24 protein-coding genes are annotated in these 20873 nt (G+C 36.0%); 15 read left to right on the top strand and 9 right to left on the bottom strand.

All coding sequences use genetic code 11. The annotated features are described in order from the left end of the window. Positions 1-13: 13 nt before the first annotated feature. Positions 14-991, top strand: coding sequence for a hypothetical protein (locus tag ACRXC1_RS12750; RefSeq protein ID WP_433659339.1), 978 nt, complete (start codon positions 14-16; stop codon positions 989-991). Here the strand turns inward: ACRXC1_RS12750 and ACRXC1_RS12745 are convergent. From ACRXC1_RS12745 to ACRXC1_RS12720, 6 genes are all read right to left on the bottom strand, one after another. Further along, the gene (locus ACRXC1_RS12745; RefSeq protein ID WP_433659337.1) at positions 988-1938 is read right to left on the bottom strand and encodes a hypothetical protein; all 951 of its coding nucleotides are present in this window, start codon (positions 1936-1938) and stop codon (positions 988-990) included. The genes ACRXC1_RS12750 and ACRXC1_RS12745 overlap by 4 nt on opposite strands. 8 nt (positions 1939-1946) lie before the next feature. After that, entirely contained in the window at positions 1947-2810 is an 864-nt protein-coding gene (locus ACRXC1_RS12740) for a DUF4423 domain-containing protein (RefSeq protein ID WP_433659335.1), read from the bottom strand. 51 nt (positions 2811-2861) lie between these two features. Further along, on the bottom strand, positions 2862-3368 hold the full coding sequence (locus tag ACRXC1_RS12735; protein ID WP_433659333.1) for a hypothetical protein: 507 nt from the start codon (positions 3366-3368) through the stop codon (positions 2862-2864). 217 nt (positions 3369-3585) lie between these two features. Further along, the gene (locus tag ACRXC1_RS12730) at positions 3586-4674 is read right to left on the bottom strand and encodes a methyl-accepting chemotaxis protein (RefSeq protein WP_433659331.1); all 1089 of its coding nucleotides are present in this window, start codon (positions 4672-4674) and stop codon (positions 3586-3588) included. Between the two features lie 98 nt (positions 4675-4772). Next, positions 4773-5744 carry a cytochrome-c peroxidase gene (locus tag ACRXC1_RS12725; RefSeq protein ID WP_433659329.1) on the bottom strand — a complete coding sequence of 324 codons (972 nt, stop codon included), beginning with the start codon at positions 5742-5744 and terminating at the stop codon, positions 4773-4775. Between the two features lie 69 nt (positions 5745-5813). Next, entirely contained in the window at positions 5814-6347 is a 534-nt protein-coding gene (locus tag ACRXC1_RS12720; RefSeq protein WP_433659327.1) for a hypothetical protein, read from the bottom strand. A gap of 108 nt (positions 6348-6455) precedes the next feature. Here ACRXC1_RS12720 and ACRXC1_RS12715 point away from each other — a divergent pair, with 108 nt between their 5' ends. The 3 genes from ACRXC1_RS12715 (at position 6456) to ACRXC1_RS12705 (ending at position 7887) form a co-directional block, all read left to right on the top strand. Continuing rightward, positions 6456-6827: a rhodanese-like domain-containing protein gene (locus tag ACRXC1_RS12715; protein WP_433659325.1), complete on the top strand. Its 372-nt coding sequence runs from the start codon at positions 6456-6458 to the stop codon at positions 6825-6827. Positions 6828-6956: 129 nt separating this feature from the next. Next, a complete protein-coding gene (locus ACRXC1_RS12710; RefSeq protein ID WP_433659323.1) occupies positions 6957-7700 on the top strand; it encodes a helix-turn-helix domain-containing protein in 744 nt (247 codons plus the stop codon). Positions 7701-7746: 46 nt separating this feature from the next. After that, entirely contained in the window at positions 7747-7887 is a 141-nt protein-coding gene (locus ACRXC1_RS12705; protein ID WP_392912451.1) for a hypothetical protein, read from the top strand. 41 nt (positions 7888-7928) lie between these two features. Here the strand turns inward: ACRXC1_RS12705 and ACRXC1_RS12700 are convergent, their stop codons facing one another. Further along, entirely contained in the window at positions 7929-10322 is a 2394-nt protein-coding gene (locus tag ACRXC1_RS12700) for a methyl-accepting chemotaxis protein (RefSeq protein WP_433659321.1), read from the bottom strand. 257 nt (positions 10323-10579) lie between these two features. Between ACRXC1_RS12700 and ACRXC1_RS12695 the strand changes: the two genes are divergently transcribed. The 5 genes from ACRXC1_RS12695 to ACRXC1_RS12675 all read left to right on the top strand — a co-directional run bounded on the left by ACRXC1_RS12695 (position 10580) and on the right by ACRXC1_RS12675 (position 14361). Further along, positions 10580-11167 carry a Crp/Fnr family transcriptional regulator gene (locus ACRXC1_RS12695; RefSeq protein WP_433659319.1) on the top strand — a complete coding sequence of 196 codons (588 nt, stop codon included), beginning with the start codon at positions 10580-10582 and terminating at the stop codon, positions 11165-11167. 54 nt (positions 11168-11221) lie between these two features. Next, positions 11222-11692: a DMT family transporter gene (locus ACRXC1_RS12690; RefSeq protein WP_433659317.1), complete on the top strand. Its 471-nt coding sequence runs from the start codon at positions 11222-11224 to the stop codon at positions 11690-11692. After that, entirely contained in the window at positions 11676-12428 is a 753-nt protein-coding gene (locus tag ACRXC1_RS12685; RefSeq protein ID WP_433659315.1) for an arylamine N-acetyltransferase family protein, read from the top strand. The genes ACRXC1_RS12690 and ACRXC1_RS12685 overlap by 17 nt, the downstream gene beginning before the upstream one ends. An 89-nt stretch (positions 12429-12517) precedes the next feature. Continuing rightward, the gene (gene dbpA / locus ACRXC1_RS12680) at positions 12518-13897 is read left to right on the top strand and encodes an ATP-dependent RNA helicase DbpA (RefSeq protein ID WP_433659313.1); all 1380 of its coding nucleotides are present in this window, start codon (positions 12518-12520) and stop codon (positions 13895-13897) included. Between the two features lie 11 nt (positions 13898-13908). Next, positions 13909-14361, top strand: coding sequence for a YaiI/YqxD family protein (locus ACRXC1_RS12675; RefSeq protein WP_392912485.1), 453 nt, complete (start codon positions 13909-13911; stop codon positions 14359-14361). 14 nt (positions 14362-14375) lie between these two features. Here the strand turns inward: ACRXC1_RS12675 and ACRXC1_RS12670 are convergent, their stop codons facing one another. Further along, positions 14376-15017 (bottom strand): hypothetical protein, encoded by a 642-nt coding sequence (locus ACRXC1_RS12670; RefSeq protein WP_433659311.1) that lies wholly within the window; start codon positions 15015-15017, stop codon positions 14376-14378. 146 nt (positions 15018-15163) lie between these two features. Between ACRXC1_RS12670 and ACRXC1_RS12665 the strand changes: the two genes are divergently transcribed. Continuing rightward, positions 15164-15610, top strand: coding sequence for a YiiD C-terminal domain-containing protein (locus tag ACRXC1_RS12665; RefSeq protein WP_433659309.1), 447 nt, complete (start codon positions 15164-15166; stop codon positions 15608-15610). Here ACRXC1_RS12665 and ACRXC1_RS12660 read toward each other — a convergent pair. Beyond that, a complete protein-coding gene (locus ACRXC1_RS12660) occupies positions 15600-16820 on the bottom strand; it encodes an NAD(P)/FAD-dependent oxidoreductase (protein ID WP_433659307.1) in 1221 nt (406 codons plus the stop codon). The two genes, ACRXC1_RS12665 and ACRXC1_RS12660, sit on opposite strands and share 11 nt — an antisense overlap. A gap of 88 nt (positions 16821-16908) precedes the next feature. On the opposite strand from ACRXC1_RS12660, the gene ACRXC1_RS12655 reads away from it, so the two are divergent. Genes ACRXC1_RS12655 through ACRXC1_RS12635 form a run of 5 tightly spaced genes read left to right on the top strand, consistent with a single transcriptional unit; the run spans position 16909 to position 20858 of the window. Further along, positions 16909-17817 (top strand): LysR family transcriptional regulator, encoded by a 909-nt coding sequence (locus ACRXC1_RS12655; protein ID WP_433659305.1) that lies wholly within the window; start codon positions 16909-16911, stop codon positions 17815-17817. Further along, entirely contained in the window at positions 17784-18242 is a 459-nt protein-coding gene (locus tag ACRXC1_RS12650) for a MepB family protein (protein WP_433659922.1), read from the top strand. Before ACRXC1_RS12655 ends, ACRXC1_RS12650 begins: the two co-directional genes overlap by 34 nt. 16 nt (positions 18243-18258) lie before the next feature. Beyond that, positions 18259-19101 (top strand): EamA family transporter, encoded by an 843-nt coding sequence (locus tag ACRXC1_RS12645; protein WP_433659303.1) that lies wholly within the window; start codon positions 18259-18261, stop codon positions 19099-19101. Further along, positions 19091-19558 (top strand): GNAT family N-acetyltransferase, encoded by a 468-nt coding sequence (locus ACRXC1_RS12640; protein WP_433659301.1) that lies wholly within the window; start codon positions 19091-19093, stop codon positions 19556-19558. The genes ACRXC1_RS12645 and ACRXC1_RS12640 overlap by 11 nt, the downstream gene beginning before the upstream one ends. Before the next feature lie 37 nt (positions 19559-19595). Continuing rightward, on the top strand, positions 19596-20858 hold the full coding sequence (locus ACRXC1_RS12635; protein WP_433659300.1) for an NCS2 family permease: 1263 nt from the start codon (positions 19596-19598) through the stop codon (positions 20856-20858). Positions 20859-20873: the final 15 nt, after the last annotated feature.

Below are 20873 nucleotides of genomic sequence, written 5' to 3'. Positions count from 1 at the left end.
ATTTGGAGATATGATGAAAGGCTTATTTTTTATAACATCTTTATTCTTAGTTCAATCGACACTCGCTGAGCAAGTAAAGTGTGTACCGTCCTTAGAGATTCCAAAGGATATTAAGAAAGACTTTTATCAGAATTATAAAGTTCAAACTCAACGACTTGGTGTCGGAAGTAGTGGTGGTGGAGACACTATTCGCCACTACTTTATTTCTGAAGCTAGGGAAATCCTAAATGAGCTAAGAAGTCATCCCAAATCAATTAAAGGCCTTGTCTCCCTAGACAGTATAGAGAAAATCCTCGATATCAGATTTATTAAAGTTACTTCAAAGAAGTTAATTGATAATACTGGCTCAATTGTTGATGCCTTTGCTAGTGAAGGTCAAATTACTTTAAATGAAGAGATTTGGCATAACTACATCAAGAGAAGTGATAATGTGAAATGGCTTGTGCTACACGAGCTTCTTAGAGCAAGTGGCGTTAATGATGATAATTATATTATCTCTAATAAAATCATCGAAAGGGCCCCTGGGCTAACTTTTAATAGCTACTTAGCAAAATGTGGTGATTATAAATTTATTTTAAAATCAAATATTCCTGTTGCTGCTTATGTTGGTGAAAAGTATACGAAATTAGATTCTGTTAGCATTTATGATGGGAAAGCAAATATTAGATTTCATAACAAGAAGCTAGAGATAAACGAGAAGACATGTGAGAAGAAGGCCGTTGCAAATGGTTTAGTGGCCCAAGTCTTAGTTGAAAAAGATAAAATCCAACGAAATCATCATATTAAAATTGATACGAATTCGTTAAAGTGCTTAAAAAGACAGATCTACGGATTTGAGGGTGCTTTTACAGGTGTCTGTATAGTTGAAGGAGACTTAAAGGCTCCTAACTCAACTTCAACTTTCTCTTTGAACGCTTCAATATCGGATGGAAGCCCTAAAATACACTACAATATCAATGTTATTGATGGTGAGGGGATTGATCCTTTCTAAAGATTTATGATTCTAGCTTGAATCTTTCCATCTTTATGAGTGAATTGAATTGATAAGTCACTTTGCTTAACTCTCATATGCTTATTTTGATCTTCACAATAAGTGTCCAACCAAAAATTCATTCTAATCATCATCTCGTTGTCGCTGTAAGTAGGCCTTTGCCAATGGCCATTATTCAAATTAAAACCATAAACAACTTCTTTATCTCCGCAAGACAAGTTCTTATAAATGGCCTCTCCTAAGTGTTCAAATTTTCCATTATACGTATAACTAAGGTTCGAACTAATATAGTTATTTGCATTTGAAAGTAGACGAAGTGTTAATGGTGTCCCATTAACTACAAATTCAAAAGATTGCCAATTTTTACTCCATTGATTCCTAACTTTTGTTCCTAATTGATCTAGAAAACTATGACTGATAATTCCAATTTGGTGCCCTAATTCGTGTATCAAGATACCAATCATGGCGGGAATATCATTAGCAATAAATTTAGAATCCTCTAAGTTTATAAAGATATGACCACGGTGACTAAAGCCCGTTTTTGCAATACGAGAAGTGATATCGACTTCGTTGTGAAAGAAATCCCCAGCAAACTCTTTGCTAACAAAGATAAGAGGTCTTTTCATATAGGCCTTAGTGATGAATAGCTGATTTATCTCTCTTAATATCGATTCTTCTAGAGCATCTATCTGACACTCATACTTATCGCCAAGACAGTTAAAGATTGCGCTTTGAAGATTGTGATAAGCAAAGATGAAGTTTTGTTCAATAACTCCTGAACCATTACCAACAATATCACCAGAGCCTAATGCCTTCATGATAGGCATCGATTTTATATTAAAGTTCTTTGTTAAGATATAGCTTTGGGAAGGGGTGAGTCTTTCAAGTTCTTTTGAAAAAATAGAATTTGAAAATAGTAGTACTGTTAAAATTAAGTAAATTTTCATCGTTCTTCCTAGTGCTTAACAACTTGACCCGTATGGGAAAAGAATTGTGTATTTAGCTGATAAAGATTGTCAGCATCATTTGTTGAAAACTTCTCATTAAAATCTTTAATAAAATCGAAGATATACTTCTTAGCTTCAGCAATATCACTTTCTTTCACTTTCATTGTGACTGCTGTTATTTGTCTTTCATTTACAGATTGTTCTTCAATTGATTCAAGAGCACGATTAATCATCCCGTGATGGTGTCTCTTAATTGCTGAGCTTGGGACATCATTTGTTGTAATAAGTCCTTCTTTAAGAACAATTAAGCGACCTTCTTCATCTCTTCCGATAGTTTTAGTCTCAAGCATTGTCTCTATTGCGTACTTAATTTGTTTGAGGGGAACTTTCTTTCTAAGTTTTAGATGAATCCACTGAATATCTTCAACGAATGAAGGCATTGAGATAAGTTGTTTAATTGCTAGAAAATACCAGTCACTTATCGCATTGAACTCTTTTAGACTAAGTGAAATAGCATTTTCTTTTAAATTTAATGCGGCAATTTTCTTTAAGATCTCTTTAGTATCTTTGTTCTTCTTTTGTGCTTTTTCTAGCTGAACAAGAAGCATGAAATATTGCTTCTCTTTCATATTTAATTTCAGGTCTTCAGAAAGAGCATGGATCATTTCAAGACTAGGTGATCTTTGTCCCTTGATGACCATTGTTAGTGAACTAGGGGATTTGTACCCAAGGCGATTTGCCCATGTTTTTAAGTTATTTGCAGTATGGGAATAAAGCCCATCAGGCATACCGGCCTTAATAAGGAAGTCACAATAACTTTCAAAGTCAAAAATTGAAACTCTTGGATCTTTTATTTTAAGCTTTTCTTCCATTTGTTCCCTAAGTGAAGAAAGGCCCTTTAGGGAAGGGCCTTTCAGATTTAATTACTCACAAGCTTCGATTGTGTAATTTTTCGTGAATAGTTTTCTACCCAGTTTATTGTCATGTCTTCTACCGTGAAGTGTTTTATGTACATCGATATCGTATGAAAGTGGGTGTGTATAAGTATATGTTTCGTACTGCATACAATACTGACGGCCATCTCTTCGACCTTGATGCGACCAACGTACACATCTTTCTCTTTCTGTTACGATTTCAGCTGTACCATAGTAGCTTGTATAAGCAGTACAGATACTATCTCTATCTCCGCCACGGTGTTGCCACTCAACACATCTTTTAAGCATTTTCTTCGTTCTAATTGTGTCTCCATCAAGACAAGCGAAGAATACAGAAATCGCGCCACCATTATCTAGATTTAATGCAGGCTCATTGAAAGTAACTTTCATAAAGTTGTCTTTGATAGTTTCCCAAGAGTCATGTTCAGTAGGCATTCCTGCTAGGACTGACGTTGAGACAAATAGTGCTGCAATTAGTGTAATTAACTTTTTCATTTAAATTCTCCCTATAGTTAGTTTGACTCTGTCGAATCATGTGTTCTAAAAATCTAAACTAAAACTATGTAGTGGTGAGAACTATGTAAATAAAATTTCACGATATAGCAAACTATGTTTTCACAAGATGTGAATCCTTAATTGCGATGTGAGGGTCACCACCCTTAAGGTGAGTGGCAAGCTTTTGAAATGTTGTAGAAGTTAAAATAGTAAATTTTTAACTTTCTTTCTTTTGGGCCAGGATTCGATCAAGTCCTCTAAAGACCTCTTCACTGGCGTCTTCCATTTGCTGAAAGCCATCAGTAATAACATCGATATTATTTTTAACATCGTCTAGGTAGTTAAAAATAACCTTTGTTCCTGAGTGAACTGCCGCATGATCTCCTTCAATACAAGGAAAGCTTGATAGGCGAGAGAAGCTGGCCTTTCCATCTCCTTCGTAATACCACTTCCCAAGACGGCAATTGTGATGATCAACAAAGTCGAAGGCAGGTCTTTCTTCGATGACTGAAATATAAGTATTTATTTTCCAAATAACGTGATCAAGCTTAGCTAAGCTCATGAATACTTCATCATTTGTTGCTGAAATATCTGAGAGTGCATCTTTATTCTTAACAGTTGTTTGAGAAATACTTTCATCAAATTGATTAATTTTATCATTGATATGATTTGTTTTATTAAGAGATTCGTTTGCTGAACTCTGAAGTTGCTTTGAAATCGAGATAAAAGAATCTGTTTTACTTCTAATATTCTCAAGTAAGTCAGTTGTGGATGTTGCAAGCTTTTGAACTTCTTCTGCAACAACTGTAAAACCTTTTCCAACTTCACCTGCACGAGCAGCTTCAACAGAAGCGTTAAAAGAGAGTAACTTAGATTGAAAGGCGATTGTTGAAATTCCTTCAATTGCATCAAGAATATCTTTCACACCTTCTTCAATATTAAGTGACGATTTCGAAGTGTATTCCATATTGTTCTTAAGGCTTGAGACATCCTCAAGAATCTCTTTTGAGTCTGTTCTAATACTGTCAAAAGAAGCGTCTACCTCAGTCAATCTATCTAGTGCTTGGGTGCTGTTTCCAACAGAATCAGCTAAATTCTTTTGAATTTGTGAAAGCCCGTCTTTAATTTTGTAATTTTCTGTTTCTAATAGTGCAATTTTTTGCAAAAGAAACTCATTCTCACTGACAAGCTCTTGAACCTTCCCTTGGGAGCTTGCTAATTTATTAGTAAGCTCAATATACTCTTGAGTCGGTTGTGTTTCTAGTTCTTCTTTTTTGAAATATGTTTTAAATTTTAGAATTCCCATAAATATATTATCGGATTGAGCTAGATAAATTTAATGTTATTTAGATGATTGTTATCAGGGAATTGAAGAAAAGGCGTGATTTCTCACGCCTTTTTTACTTATAGTTTTGGTAAAGCTTTAGCTTCTAGTGAACCAAGGAAGGCCTTAATGCTTTCTCTATCTTCTGCAGAGATTTCAACACCGAGCTGGTGCTTGGCCATAATAGTAATGGCCTCATCAAGTGTTTTAACACTTCCATCATGAAAGTATGGAGCTGTCTTTGTGATATTTCTTAGAGTTGGCACCTTGAAGAAGAATTTGTCATCTTCATTTTTCGTTACTTCAAAACGCCCTTCATCTTTAGTTGGATACTCTTCAGCAAGCCCTAGCTTTTGAAACATTCCACCACCAACGTTGGCACCGTCATGACATGTCGTACATCCAATCTCATTGAATTTTTTAAGCCCAACTTTTTCTTGGTAGCTTAGAGCTGAATGATCACCGTTTAAGTATTCATCGTAACGACTAGGCGTTAGAAGTGTTTTTTCGAAAGCACCAATAGCAACTCCTACATTGTTAAAGTTGAATGCTTCTTTGTTACCAAATGCTTTTTCAAAAAGTGCACGATACTCTTGTGTATCGATTTTCTTCATGGCATCTGAAGCATGTGCTAAACCATGTTCAACTGGATTTAGAATAGGTCCTAGAGCTTGCTCTTCGACGTCTTTAGCTCTTCCATCCCAGAACTGTAAGAAGTTTAGGGCGGCATTGTAAACAGTTGGAGAGTTTCGCCCGCCAAGAGTTCCGTCGTGACCAGGTGATGTCGGAAGATTATCGACACCAAATTGGTCGAGTTTGTGACATGAATTACAAGAAATTGTGTCATTTATTGATAGCTTCTTTTCAAAGTAAAGTGTCTTTCCTAAGTGAATAAGATCTTTATTAGATTTTACATCAATTAAAGATGCAGGCAGTGGAGAAAGAACTCCATCGACTTCTGAAAGTAATCCCTTGTCATCAAATTGTTTAATCTCTTGCTTATTACAACTAATAGCAAGTACAAACATACCTAAAAGCATGCACTTCTTCATGTCTTCTCCCTCTTAAAAAATAGCGTTATTAACTCATTATATCGGATTTATAAAATTCTAAAATAGGTATTATTTCTCATTTAGAAAATTAATAACCCTCTTCTCTAAAGGGGCCTTTGTTAAGCCTACTTTTCTGGCCGTCTTAGTCGCTTCTTCTTTTGATAGTCCTTCGTATTGATAGAGATGAGTTAAGTACCAAGCAGCGGCACGATTACCACTTGAGCAGTGAACATAAATCTTCTTGTCTTTGTTATTGTTGATGATTTTTGAGATCTCACTTAAAGATCTTTCATCGATTTCCTTGTCTTTATTGAAGAAAGGAATTTGATGATATTCAAGATTAAGCATCTTCGCTGTTGCTTCTTCATCATAACCCTTGAATTCATTTTTTCCTCTTAGATTTATTACGACTTCATAACCATCTTTCTTGGCCTTACTTAAAGTAAGCTTTGTTGGTTGTGGGGCTATAGCTAAGTGACTTACAACTTTTGCTTCTTCATAAGTTGTAACAATTGGTGTTTTTTCAACATTATGTGAAGTTGAGCACCCAGTAAAGAACACTGCCATGAGAATAGTTGTAAAAAGAGCTGTCATCGTTTTCATATATAATTCCTTTTTTATTTAACTTTAAGTTAGCATACACTTAAATAGTTAAATGATATTTGACCTACATCAAATATTTATTAAAGATAGTGGCATAGGATGATTTATATGGAAGAACTTATTCAATTTATACGACACAATATGATTTTTGTTTTTATTATTACCTTTGTCATGTGGCGAGTTTATCGTTTTTTCAAGGCCAGGAACGAAGTTCAAAGAATATTAAAAGAGAATAATTATCAATTAGTCGATGTTCGAAGCGAAGGGGAGTTTCAAGGCTTCTCAATTCCTAATTCAATAAATATTCCAATTGATCGCTTAGGTTCTGATTACGAAAAACTTGATAAGAACAAAGCTGTCATTGTCTACTGTGCCTCTGGTGGAAGAAGTGCCATGGCCAGACTACACTTGAAGCGACTAGGCTTTAAGAATGTAGTCAATGCTGGTGGTGTTCACGCTCTATCTCGTATCCTAAATTAAAAATGAGGGTAAACTTTATCCTAAATTAACTTTCGAGTTCCGTTTTTTGGTACTTTTGTGTTATTTGTTTGAAAAAGTTCAGGAGTGAACTATTTTCTCTTCATTAACTTACTTAGCAAGGAGAATGGAATGAGAAATGATGTATTTTTAGCTCTAAAAGATGTAATGAAGGTCCGCAAGGTTAACTATAAGGACTTGGCCGCTAGAATTGACATGTCAGAGTCGGGGCTAAAGAAACTTATGGCAAGTCAGGACTGTTCTGTAAGTAAATTAGACCAAATATGTGATGCTCTAAATATTAACTTAGGAGAGCTCTTTTCGATTGCCCAGCAGTCCAATGAATCAGTCCTACATTTTGATAATAAACAAGAAGCTTTATTCCTTAAAGAGCCAATTATCTATCACTTCTTCACAGAACTACTCTCTGCCGATGGAGATTGGAAGGAAGTGGTTAAAAAGCATCGTCTTGATAAGAGCAAGTCTCTATCAATGTTAAGAAGCTTAGATAAGGTTAATCTTATTGAGTTGGGAGAAAATGATCGAGTAAAGCTACTATTTAAAGGAAGTGATATCAAGATCTCTTCTAAACTGGGTGCTTTGGTAAGCTTCGATATTGATCGATATTTCTTCGAATACGCCCAAGAACAATTCAAATTAGAGCAAAAAACTTCACGTGGATCTAGAGGAAGTCTTTATTTAAAAAAAGAGTCAGTTACTGACTATCTTAAGGCCCTTGATGATTTACAATTAGAATTTGCTAAGAGGTCAAAGAGAGAGGAGCTTCTTTATGGAAGTGAGAAGCTTGAAAATATAACTTTTATGTCTTATCTGGCCACTGATTTTAGGGCATCGGACTACGTATTTACTAAGTAAATAATTCAAAATCAAAGTTAATGAAAATGAAAAGACCATTAAAGTAATGAAGGACCTTGTTGTCGAAATAAAAGATGATAAGAATTTAAAAATTGAGGGACGAGTTATAGGTGAGGATGATGTCTATCTTATTCTAGAGCCTAAGGATGCTTCTAAGATGAATATCAGTGTGAAATTTGAGTCTTAATAGAATATAGAAAAAAAGCGCCACTTACGTGGCGCTATCTCTTATATTACATCTTTGAATCTAGCGTCATCTGCACTAATTGAATCTGCATCAATTAATTCTAAATTTTTCTTCTTTTTAGCAAATGGCATCTTAATCACGGGCTTCACCGGACTTGCCGCTACTGGCTGCGCATCTGAAACATTTTGACCAAATACAATCATTTGAATATCTTCGACAATTCTTGAAAGGTCATTTGATTGCTCTTTAAGTTCTGCCGCCTTTGATGAAGAAGTATGAGCAACGGATGTATTCTGTTGCGTTACTGCGTCAAGCTGTTGAACTGCCGTTGTGATTTCGTTTACACCTGCTGATTGCTCAGTTGATGAAGCTGCAATTTGTCTAACGGAGCTATTAACTTCATTAAAGCTTTCTAGAATTTCACTTAAGACAGAGTCACATGTTTTAATCTCAACTAAACTTTCGTCAACAGACTTCTTACCATGCTCGATAATTCCAGACATTTTAGATTTAGAGTTCTCAACAGTACGGTGTACTTGTCCTATGCTTCGTTCTAGTAGTTCTGTAATTTCTTGGGCCGCTGTACCACTCATCGCAGCTAGGGCACCAACTTCTTCTGCTACGACAGCAAATCCTTTTCCATGCTCTCCTGCTCTTGCAGCCTCAACAGAAGCATTGAAAGAGAGTAGCTTAGTTTGGAAAACAATATCATTGATAACTTTTGTTTTTTCTGAGATCTCATCAATTACTTTTGTAATATTTTGAATCTCAACATTGTTTTCTTCTACACTTTGAATTAGGACTTCATTATTTTTGTGAATATCTTCAATCTTATGCTTTACACTGCTAACATACTCTTTACCTTGTTGTGCTTTAGCTTGACTCTTCTCCGAAAGCTCAGAAGTTGTACTAGCATTTTCTGAGTTTCTATCGACCATCGCTGAAATTTCAGTAATTGAAGCAGAGGTCTCTTGTAGACTGGCTGCTTGCTGTTCTGTTGCAGAAGAGAGATCAGATGAACTCTGTGCAAGAGCGTTTGCTGAATTTAGAACATTATGTGCTCCAAGCTTAAGTCCCTCTGCAAGTTTCACAAGGCTATTAGAGATCGCTTTTGAAAATGTTAGGGCAAGAAGTAAAATTGCAATCCCTGAAATTGTAATTAAAGTCATGATTACTTTTCTTACTGTATAAAGTGATGCCAGTGCTTCATCTTCATCCATTTCACTTAGGATATACCAATCAAGTCCTGCAATATTTAGTGGCTTAAATGCACTAATAACATTTACATCACGATAATCTTCAAAGATTTCAGCTCCAGTTTTTCCGCCTACAACATGATCTGCTCCAAGAGTATCAATCTTAGCAGCAAGGGCAGATGTTTTCTTCGACTTCATATAATTGATAGCACTTTCGCTTAGTCCTACTTTATGCATTGTCTTAAAGAAGTTAGATTCGTCTTCAACAAGTGCTCTCGAGACACTTCTCATCACTTTATCTTTACCGATAATATAAGTTTCTCCTGAGTCCCCTTGACCTTGTTCTTTCCACTTTTCCCCACTTGTTAAGATCTGATTGATCTTAGCAACAGGTACTTGGAAAACTAGCACAGCACTTAATTGATCATTCTCATAGATTGGTGCTGAGATAAACTGAGCAGGTGCTTCATAACTTGGGTAGTATTTTTGAATATCAGTAAAGAAGATTGCATCTTTAGATTTTGCATTAAGTGCTAAGTTATATGCTTGAGCTAGGCCTGAGCTTGCATAAGGACCAGTTTTAAGGTTTGTCGCAAAGTCAGCTTCTTTGTAGACAGAGTAAATAACTTCGGCGTTTTGCGCATCAATTAGAAAAATATCATAATAACCAAACTTATTTAAGTACGTACGAAATGCATCATGATACCTTTCATGTGTCTTAGAGTAATTTGATCCATCTTTAAGTGAAACTAGCGCATCTTTTGATCCAAGAGGATTGTTATTAGAGCTAATAAAGGCGTTCTGAAGAAGTAATTCATTCTTACTTAACTCACTAATAATCTCACTTGTTCTATCAAATTCTTTCCCTATATTTGTTTTATTATATTGGCCGCCAAAATCATTGGCATAGAAAGATGTGAGTGCTGATTTTGCAGCATTAAAATCTGTTCTCGTTTCTATTTCATATGTCTGGAAAGATTTTTTGAACTTTCTCGCAGCATCAATTGTTGAAATATTCTGGGCCAGGGCCGAGACTTGGCCGCCCATTGTCTTATATAATTCTTCGAGTTGAAAGCTTCGCCCTTCACGTATCGAAATTAGCATATTCTCAGCATTCTTATGTAGTGTCTTGTCGACATTGTTAAGAACGACGAATGTTATTGTTAATGAAGGTAGTAGGCCCGCCAATAAGAACCCGAGAACCAATTTTTTATTTAGGGAAAATTTACTAATGCTCATTAACTATCCTTTTTTATTAGCCTAAAATAATATTGTTAACTGAGTTATCGAGTGTTTTCTAAATAACTTTATAGAAAATATTGGCATTTTCTTTATAGATAGTTTTTATTGAAATTGTTTACCCCCTTTAATAACTGTTAGTTAGAAGTTTTTTGATAAAAATCCCTGATTTATATTATAAAAAAACTCTAAGTAAAAATTATTAAGCTCTAACAAGGCTATTGTCTGAGCTTAGTTTCATCATTAAAATCTTTGCTATGGAAGCCATAAGTTTTTTAAATGAAGTCATGAATTCATACCACGAACTATCAAGTGACTGTTGGGATGAACTACAAGAAGCCTTTAGAGTAAAGTCATTTAGAAAGGGGACTGTTTTAGTCGACTTTGGCGATATTCCTTCTAAGTTCTACTTTGTTTATAAAGGTCTTGTTAGGGCCTACTCGATGGGCCAGGATGAAGCCGCCAAGGAAGTTAATAAGAATTTCTTTGATGAAGGAAGGTTTCCAGCTGCAGTAGTGGCCTCACTTGATAAGAGCCCTTCAGAGATCTGTATCGAAACACTAGAGGATTCAATTCTAGTAGAAATTGATCATGCCAAATATCGCCAGCTACTAGATAAATATGAAGACTTAAAGTGGTACCATATCAAGTATCTTGAAAGGCATTGGGTAAAAGAGAAAGAGCCTGTTGAAATCTCTCTTCTAGATGGGGAGGCTAAAGAGCGCTACCTCTCGTTTATTGAAGAAAACCCTGGCCTAGCAAAACGAGTTCCTCTTTATCACTTAGCATCGAAGCTTGGAATTACGCCAACTCAATTGAGCCGAATAAGAAAGTCTATTAATTGATTCTTTTCAACATATGTAAAGGAAGTCGCTCCGAAATTTCTATATAGTAAGGACATGACAAACTTTGCTTTAGTTCTACTATCTATTTTATCTGGGGGCCTTATACTTTTACAAAGTAGTCTAAATGGTCAACTTTCTAAGTATACACAGAACCCTTTCTTTTCCTCTTTTGTACTTTATTTCTTTAGTGCCGTCTTCATGATCGTGATATTCTTAAGCACACGACTTAAGGCACCAAGCATACAGGTTTTAAAAGGGATTCCTTTATACCTTTGGATTACTGGAAGTATCTTAAGTATTATCGGCCTAACTTTAGTTTATTGGCTTATGCCAATATTAGGGGTCTCAAAAGTACTAAGTGGTATAATCACGGGACAAATTATTACGGGAATGATTGTCTCTCATTTCGGTTTTTTTGAGCTACCTGTGATTGAAATAAATCGCTATAAAGTTCTTGGCGTGGCCTTCTTATTTACTGGAGTCTATTTAATCAATTGGAGTGCAATCAATGAATCAATTAAATAATGAAATCAAAAAATTCTTAGTTGAAAATACTTTCAACAATATTGATATATTAATTAGTAATAGGGCCATTTTAAAACTCGATACTGAAAGTCTTCACGATAAGTTAATTGTAAGAAAACGTGGAGGCTATTGCTTTGAAAATAATCAATACTTCTATACACAATTAAAAGAAGGTGGAAACAAGGTTAGGAGAGTTCTCGGTCGAGTCGTCTATGGAGATACATCAGATGATAAGCCTAGATCTCATCAGGCTACAGTCATTACGATTGATAATAAGCAATATCTAGTCGATGTTGGCTTTGGCCCTTATACTCCTGGCGCAGCTATACCTTTGAGTGGAGAAGAGGTTGAGAGCTTTAATAATCGAGTGTATCGAGTTACAAAAATAAATGAGATTGATTATCAATTAGAGATTGAAAAGAAAGATGGTTTCTTTTCTCTCTATCAATTCAACCTTGCTAATTATAATGATGCTGACTTTAAAGTGGCAAATTACTATACCAATACACATGATGATTCAAAATTTACGACATCTCTTGTTCTCTCTCAACAAACTGAAAGTGGAACAAGATTTATTAGCAATTTGTTATATTCTGAAATTAGTGAAAATGATCGTAAAAATATTGAAATTAACTCAGCAGATGGGCTCTATGAGACTATAGTCGATGCATTCAGTGTTAACTTTACAAAAGAAGAGTGTCATTATCTTTTCGATATTGTTAGTAAGTTTTCTTAAGGTGCTTTGCTTAAATTCTTTTGGTTGACGGGAAGCGCATAAAAAGAGACTAATGAGTTAGTAAAACGTAAAAAAGAGATAATAAGCATATGAGCAATAGCTTCACTAATTTAAAAATAGATAAGAGATTAAAAAATAACCTTAATGATTTGAAATTTGAGACGATGACACCTATTCAGGAAAAGTCTTTACCCATTATTCTCGAGGGGAAAGATATTATCGCTCAGGCCAAAACTGGAAGTGGCAAAACTGTGGCCTTTGGACTAGGCGTACTAAATTCTATTGATATCAAACAAACGAGACCTCAGTGTCTGATCCTATGCCCAACTCGTGAGCTTGCAGAGCAGGTGGCGATGGAGTTGAGAAAACTTGCTCGCTCAATTGCTAATATGAAAGTATTAACCATCACTGGTGGAAGATCTGAGTACCACCAAGAAAAGTCCCTCTCTCATGGGGCCCATATTATTGTTGGAACTCCTGGAAGGGTACTGAAGCTTTTAAAAAGAAAAGTTCTTATTCTTGATTTTGTTAAAAACTATGTTCTTGATGAAGCAGACCGAATGCTTGATATGGGATTTTATGAAGATATTTCTCGTATTTCAGCATTTGTGCCAAAACAAAGACAGACCCTGCTTTTTTCCGCTACATTTCCTGATGATATTGAAGAGCTTAGTAAAAGACTTCAAAACGATGCCGTTAGGCTAAGCGTTGATGTCGCTCACGAAGAAACAAATATAAAAGAAGAATTCATTAAGCTAGATTCTCATAAAGATAAGATGGCGATGCTTCTTAAAGTCTTAGGTAAGTATCAGGCCAAGCGTTTCATTATCTTTTGTAAAACAAAGAAAATCACAGACGTCGTTGCTGATGAGCTTCATAAATCTGGTGTGGCCGTGGAATCTATTCATGGTGATCTTGATCAAAATGAAAGGACTGCTGTTCTTACAATGTTCTCAAATAAGAGTCTTTCTGGTGTCGTGGCAACAGATGTTGCGGCCAGAGGAATTGATATTAAAGATCTAGATCTCGTTGTTAACTTTGACTTATCAAATGATCCTGAAGTCTATGTTCACCGTATTGGTCGTACAGGACGAGCTGGTAATGAAGGAAGGGCCGTAAGCTTCTTTGTCGAACAAGAAGCAGACAGCTTAGAAAGTATAAAAGAGTATCAGGCACGAAACTATGAAGTTATTAAACCTGATGCCTTTGATGATGCTGGTGAATATAATATTAGGCCAGAGATGGCGACTATCTATATTCATGCAGGAAAAAGAGATAAATTAAGGCCAGGCGATTTTGTGGGAGCAATTGTTGGTGAGTCTGGTATTGATTCTCAAGATATTGGTGATATTTCAGTAACAAAGAATATGAGCTATGTTGCTGTAAAAGCTGATCTAATTAAGCATGTTGTTCACAGTCTTCGAAAAGGAAAAATTAAGAAGAGAAGATTTAAGTTGGGATTTCTTTAATGAGTAAAGAAATGAAGATTTGGGTCGATGCTGATGCCTGTCCAAAGGCCGTAAAAGAAGTTCTTTTCAAGACAGCGATTCGTCTGCAAATTCCATTAGTTTTAGTGGCCAACTCTTATATGAATATTCCTCTTCACGAATTAATTTCCTTTGTTAAAGTTGAAAGTGGTGCCGATGTCGCTGACATGTACATTGCTGAAAACGCCAAAGATGAGGATCTCGTTATTACTGCTGATATTCCTCTGGCAGCAGAAGTCGTTAAGAATGGAGTACTTGCTATTAATCCTAGAGGTGAGCTATATGACGAAGAAAATATAGGTGAGCGTTTGTCTATGCGTGACTTTATGAAAGAGCTTAGAGATGGTGGTGTTATCACTGGCGGCCCTGACTCGTTTGGAGTCAAGGATAAAGCAAATTTCGCAAACTCATTAAATAAAATTCTCTCTAAGAAAGGATATAAGTAAATATCCTTGATTCTCTAGAATCTCGTAAGGAACTCAAAGTAAGTTGCACCATCTAACATGAAAGTCGTGTAAACTTCTGTGTTTTGTCCAATCTTTCCGCCAATTGGAGCAGTGTTAATATCTGAGAAGTCATAATTCTTATCACCAAACTCTTTGATAACAAAAACAAGTAGACCTGCACCTTGCGAAAGAAATTCTCCTAGGCCATTTTCTTTGGCCACTGCATAGGCAACCTTAGAGAAGCCGGCATGGCACCATTTATTTGAAATATCACCTTGATTGTGAAGGGCACTACAAGGGTCATCATTTTCGATGAAATAGTCTGATCTAGAGTTAGATAAGAAAAGGGCCGACTTGCGACTTAATCCTAAGACTTTAAAGTCCTGTGGTCTTTCTTCGCTATTCTTAATATATTTTTCAAAGAAGATTGAGGCAGCTCGAGTTGACTCCTCACTATCTCCAATTACGATATCTTTGTACTTTTCAGAAAGTGCAACATACTCTTTGGCCATTCTTGAATAAGAATCTTCTTGTGCCAGCATCATATTTGGTTTGATGTTAAATCGCATATCCTTGAGGGCCTGCGAGTCGGCTTGCGAATTAGCAAGAGCTGAGAAAGATAGTAGGATTGTTAGTGGCATTATCAATTTCTTCATATGTCGTCCTCTTAAATTATTTTGAATATCTTAACTAATTACCTAAGTCAGAAGTAAAAAAGTGAAAAAAAGAGGGCCTGTTCTAATATTGGACAGAAGTGATATTAGGTGTTTATGCTATAATATGGAGAGTGGAGGTAGTTGAAATGAAAGAGATTTCCGAACAATACAAGCGTGATCTACTAGAGTCGATTCCTGTCGTCTCAGAAATGAACCTTGAGATTAAGACTGTAGAAGATCAGAAAATCGTACTAAAAGCTCCTTTAAATAAGAATATAAACTATGAAGGAACAGCATTTGGTGGAAGTATCAACACACTTGCGATTCTGTCTTGTTATCTTCTAACTCATCATACGATGAAAATTCACGATATTGATTTTAAGTCCCTCGTTATTCAAAATAGTGAAATCGACTATCTTATGCCAGTTGATTCAGACTTTGAAGCTGTGGCAGAAATTGATAAAGCTTCAGTTGCTAGCTTCATTCGATCACTTAAGCGCCGAAAGATTGGCCGCTTAAATGTTCACTCGAAAATCATGGTAGGAGACAGCATAAGAGCAAGTTTTAAGGGCCGCTTTGTCGCTACTTTATAATTCGTATTCTTCTTTTGTTAGAAATAAGTGACCACGCCCATTGCATAAAGACCATGACCTTATTTCTAAAGTTGATTAAGAAGAATATATGAACAAGGCTCCAAGCAAGCCAAGCAATTGGTCCCGCTAATTTTATTCCTTTCCACTCTAGCACCGCCTTATATTTGCCCACAGTTGCCATCGATCCCTTGTCTAGGTAATTGAAGGCAAAGCGCCTATCCTTTAATAATTGCTGGGCCAGATGCTTTCCTTGTTGAGCAGCGACTGGGGCAAGAGAGGGAAGTGGGCTACCATCTTGAGACTTAAAACTTGCAGCATCTCCTAAAATAAAAATATTAGGATAACCTTTTAGGCTTAGATCTTTTTCAACGACGGCCCGTCCCATTCGATCTTGTTCGACACCAAGCTTAGAGATTAATTTTGTTGCACGATTACCTGCTGCCCATATGATATTTTTCGATTCAATTCTTTGATTCTTAGTTTGCACATAGTCGTCACCAATATCCTCTACAACCTCATCTATTAAAATCTTTACTCCAAGATCTTCTAGGTACTTTCTTGCCTTTTCGGAAGTCGGGTGAGTATAGCTAGAAAGAATCTGCTGCCCCCCTTCAATGAGATAGATTTTAGTTAGCTTGGGATCGAAGTCATGGTATTCGTTTACAAGTGTTTTATATGCGACCTCAGCAAAAGCACCAGCTAATTCTACTCCTGTAGGGCCTCCACCGATGATAACAATATTTAGCTTCTTTTCTTTCTCATTAAGCTTTATCTCTTCTTTTTCAAATGAATCAAGGACACGGTCTCGAATATTAAGAGCATCAGTTAGTGTCTTTAATCCTGGTGCATTCTTCTCCCAATTCTCATTACCAAAGTAGAAAGGTCTTGATCCTGTTGCTACAGCAAGGTAGTCATACTGATACTCATCGCCACTTTTACATTTTACTACGTTAATATCTTTATCGATGGAAACAACTTCTTGCATATGCACTTTGATATTTTTTGCATGTGATAAAATTTCACGTATTGGCATTGAAATATCACCTGGCGAGAGAGAAGCCGAGGCAACTTGATAGAGCAGAGGGTGAAATAGATGGTGATTCTTCTTGTCTAGGATAATGACTTCAAATGAATCTTTATTGGCAAGCCCCTTGGCCAAAGCAATTCCTGCAAAGCCTGCTCCTATGATTACTACTTTTACCTTTTTCATTACGCCCCCCTTGATCTTCTACATGTTAAATTTAAATCAACTTTGTAGTTGAAACAATGCGGCTGATTTGAAATAATTTATTTCCAATATGGAAATAATTGAAAAAACAACATTTGACCGTTTATATGCGCTACAAGTTGCAATTGTTGTTGCGCGAGAGGGGACATTTGCAAAAGCTTCGAAGATTTTAGGAACATCTGCTTCAAATATAACTAAAGAGATTCAGAAGTTAGAGAATTATCTTGGAGTTGTACTTTTTAAAAGAACGACTCGATCTTTTGTTCTTACTGAAGAGGGGCTAATAACACTAGAGAAGTCCAAAAATCTGCTAGAGGAATTAAATCACTTAGAAGAACAGCTCCATGGAGTTGTTGATTCGGTAAAGGGAGTAATCCGTATTACTGCTCCGACAACAATTGGTCAGAGCTTCTTGGCCCCAATATTTGCTGAGTTTCAACTGCATTACCCTTATGTTGAGATTGATCTCATCTTAACGGATCGTGTACTTGATCCAGTAGAGCATAATATCGACTTAAGTATTAGAACCGCCTTTCAATTAAAGGACTCCTCTTTATATATGAAAAGAGTCACTCAGATTGACCGTGTTATCTGTGCTTCACCTAATTATATTGATCATTTTAAAAGGCCAACGAATCTTGAATCTCTTAGTAAGCATAATTGTTTGTTATACCTAAGAGGAGATAGTCCCTTTATTTGGAGCTTTAAGAAAGGACAGAAAATCAGTCATATTCAAGTACAAGGCTCATATAAATCGAATAATTTGATGTCACTCATAAAGGCCTGTGAGCTAGGTGTTGGAATTTTAAATGTTCCTCGCTACTTAGTTGATGAACAAATTCAAAGTGGTGAATTGATTGAGCTATTTAAGAGTTGGGAGCTTCCATCACACAGCTTATTCTTTCTAACTTCAAGAAAACCTTCTAGTTCAAAGAAGTTAGAAGTATTGGAAGAATTCTTATCGGAGAGACTGACATAAAAAAGATAAGTAAAAAAATTGATTCATATATTATTCATGAAGAAGCGCAGGAATATAATGGTTGTTCATATACTTATGAAGGCAAGCACTATATTCAACGTTGTTCTAAAGTCACTCCTAAGAAAGTCGGACAATTTGTTACTTTGTGGAAAAGAGACTCTGGTGGAAAAACCATCCCATATCACTCGAAGGACTCCCTCGATTATGTCGTCATTATTTGTGATACTGAAAGTGAACAGGGGTACTTCTTATTTCCAAAAGATGCCCTAGTTAAAAAAGGGATACTTTCTTGTGCAGGTAAAGAGGGAAAGCGTGGCTTTCGCATTTATCCTAAATGGGATTATCCTACTAGTAAACAGGCAATCAGTTCACAAAAATGGCAACTCGATTATTTCTTCACTGGAACTTTTCAAGCGATTAGTTAAAAGCTAGTATTACTGAATGAAGAGGTTAATACTTGTCACCGTCTTGTGGGCGTTCTCATTTAGTTTAATAGGTCAGTATATCGCTGGTAAGATGGACACTTATCTTGCCATCTTTCTTAGACTCTTATTTGCATTCATAGTCTTTATTCCATTTTTAAATTTTAAAAACTTCTTCAAAGTGGAATCTCTCAAAAAGATGCTTATTGGAACACTCCAGATTGGTGTGATGTACTTATTTTATTATAACTCGTTCAAGTTCTTATCTGTCTCTGAAGTGGCCCTCTTTACAGTGACGACACCACTAATTATTTCAATCATCGGAAATATCATTGAAAGACGATTTGTCTTAAGACAACTCATTAGTGTTTTCTTAGTTGTCATTGGTGCTGCCATTATGAAATGGAGTCATATTTCTAATGACTATATAATTGGTTTCTTGCTGGTTCAGGGAGCAAATATTTCTTTTGGAGTTGGGCAGGTACTTTATCGAAAGATAGCTTCAGATCAAAATCAAATGCAGAATTTTGCACTCTTCTTCTTAGGTGCTCTTATTCCAATTTCTTTCGTTTTAATCTCAAGGCCAACTGTTGATCTTTCTCAAATTTCAACTTTGCAATGGGGAGTTTTACTGTGGCTTGGCTTCGTTGCCTCTGGTGTGTGCTACTACCTTTGGAACACTGGAGCTAAATTAGTTTCTTATGGGGAGCTTGCTGTTATGAATAATGCAGTTATACCTGCAGCTATTCTAGTTAACGTCATTTTCTGGGGAGCAAAGATTCAATGGACATCATTCTTGCTCGGCGCCTTCATTATTGTTTGTGGTATTTTAATCGAAAATAGGAAGGCCCATGAGTATTAGTATCAGAAAATATAGAGAAGATGATAGTCTCGAATTACTTAATCTATTTAACAAGACTATCCATACTGTTAATATAAATGACTATAATTCGACTCAAGTAAATGCTTGGGCCCCCAACGATCGTGACCTCAATGAGTGGCGCGACTCTTTCTCTAGCCGAGAAGTCTTTATTATCGAAGTCGATCAAGTGATTGCAGGCTTTAGTGATATTGAATTAAATGGTCATATCGACCGCTTCTACATCTCTTCAGATCATATAGGACAAGGAGTAGGTGAGAAGCTTTATCTTGAAATTGAAAAATGTGCTAAATCTTATGCTATTCAAAAGCTCTTTCTTGAAGCCAGTATTACTGCAAAACCTTTCTTTTTGAAAATGGGTTTTGAGATCATGAATAAGCAAGTAGTGACTCTACGTGGTGTAGATTTTATTAATTATCGTATGTGTAAATATATTTAAGTTTTTTTGTCCTAAACTTAAATGATAGAATACATATATGAAAGAAAATAGTATTCGCACGGAAGTCATAGCAGGAATAACAACCTTCTTAACGATGAGTTATATTATTTTTGTCAATCCACTCATCTTATCTTCAGATGGCACAGGAATGTCTTTTTCTGCGGTTATGACAGGAACCATCTTGGCAAGCTTTGTTGCAACTCTTCTTATGGGGCTCATTGCAAAGCTTCCTTTTGCCCTCGCTCCAGGGATGGGACTTAATGCCTTCTTTACTTATACTTTAATCCTCGATCAGAAAATACCTTGGCAGCAAGCCTTAGGCTTAGTTTTTTGGTCAGGTGTAGTCTTTGTTATCTTGTCAGTGACGCCATTTAGAGAAAAGCTTGTAAAATCGATTCCAAAGAACTTAAGAATGGCCATGGCCGTAGGAATTGGAATCTTCCTTGCATTTATTGGGCTTAAGAATACTGGTATCATTATTGATCATCCAGTGACTCTTGTTCAAACTGCACCTCTCTCAAGTGAGGGGACTGCCGTAGTACTTGGTTTTGTTCTTATTATTGCATTATTTAAAAAGAATATTCCGGGAAGTCTTTTGATAGGCATACTTTTTACTTGGACACTAGGAGCACTCTTTGGCAAATCAACTCTTCCTAAAAGTTTCTTTGCAAATCCTGATTTTAGCTACTTTATGCAAGCGGATATCATAGGCGCCTTAAAGATTGCCTATATTCCAAGTATTTTGACTCTTATGATGACTGATCTTTTTGATTCTTTATCGACTTTTATTGGAGTTGCTGAAACAGCTAATCTTAAAAATGAAAAGGGTGAAATAAAGAATATGAAACAGGCCCTAACTGTAGATGCACTTGCGACTCTCTTTTCTGCATTCTTTGGAACATCAACGACGACAACTTTTGTTGAAAGTTCGGCCGGAGTTAGTGTTGGTGGCCGCACAGGATTAACATCAATTATTACAGCAATCTGTTTTCTTCCTTTTCTCTTTCTTGCTCCATTTGCCGAGTCAATTCCAAGCTATGCGACGGCACCAGTTCTTATTTTTGTTGGGATTCTCATGTTTAAGAATATCTCATCTATAAATTTTGATAAATTTGAAGAAATGATTCCTGCATTCTTATGTATTGTTCTTATTCCACTGAGCTTCTCAATTACAACGGGAATCATGTGGGGATTATTTGTTCATACTATTTTATATATTGTAGCTGGACGCATAAAGGACTTAAGTCTAACAGAGTGCTTACTTTCTATTGTCGCTTGTTTATATATTATTTTTCACTAATAAAATGGAGTTTTA

Source organism: Halobacteriovorax sp. GFR8, from assembly GCF_050955245.1.
GTDB lineage: Bacteria > Bdellovibrionota > Bacteriovoracia > Bacteriovoracales > Bacteriovoracaceae > Halobacteriovorax_A.
Note: the sequence above shows the minus strand (reverse complement) of the source record. Positions and strands in the feature narration are given on the sequence as shown.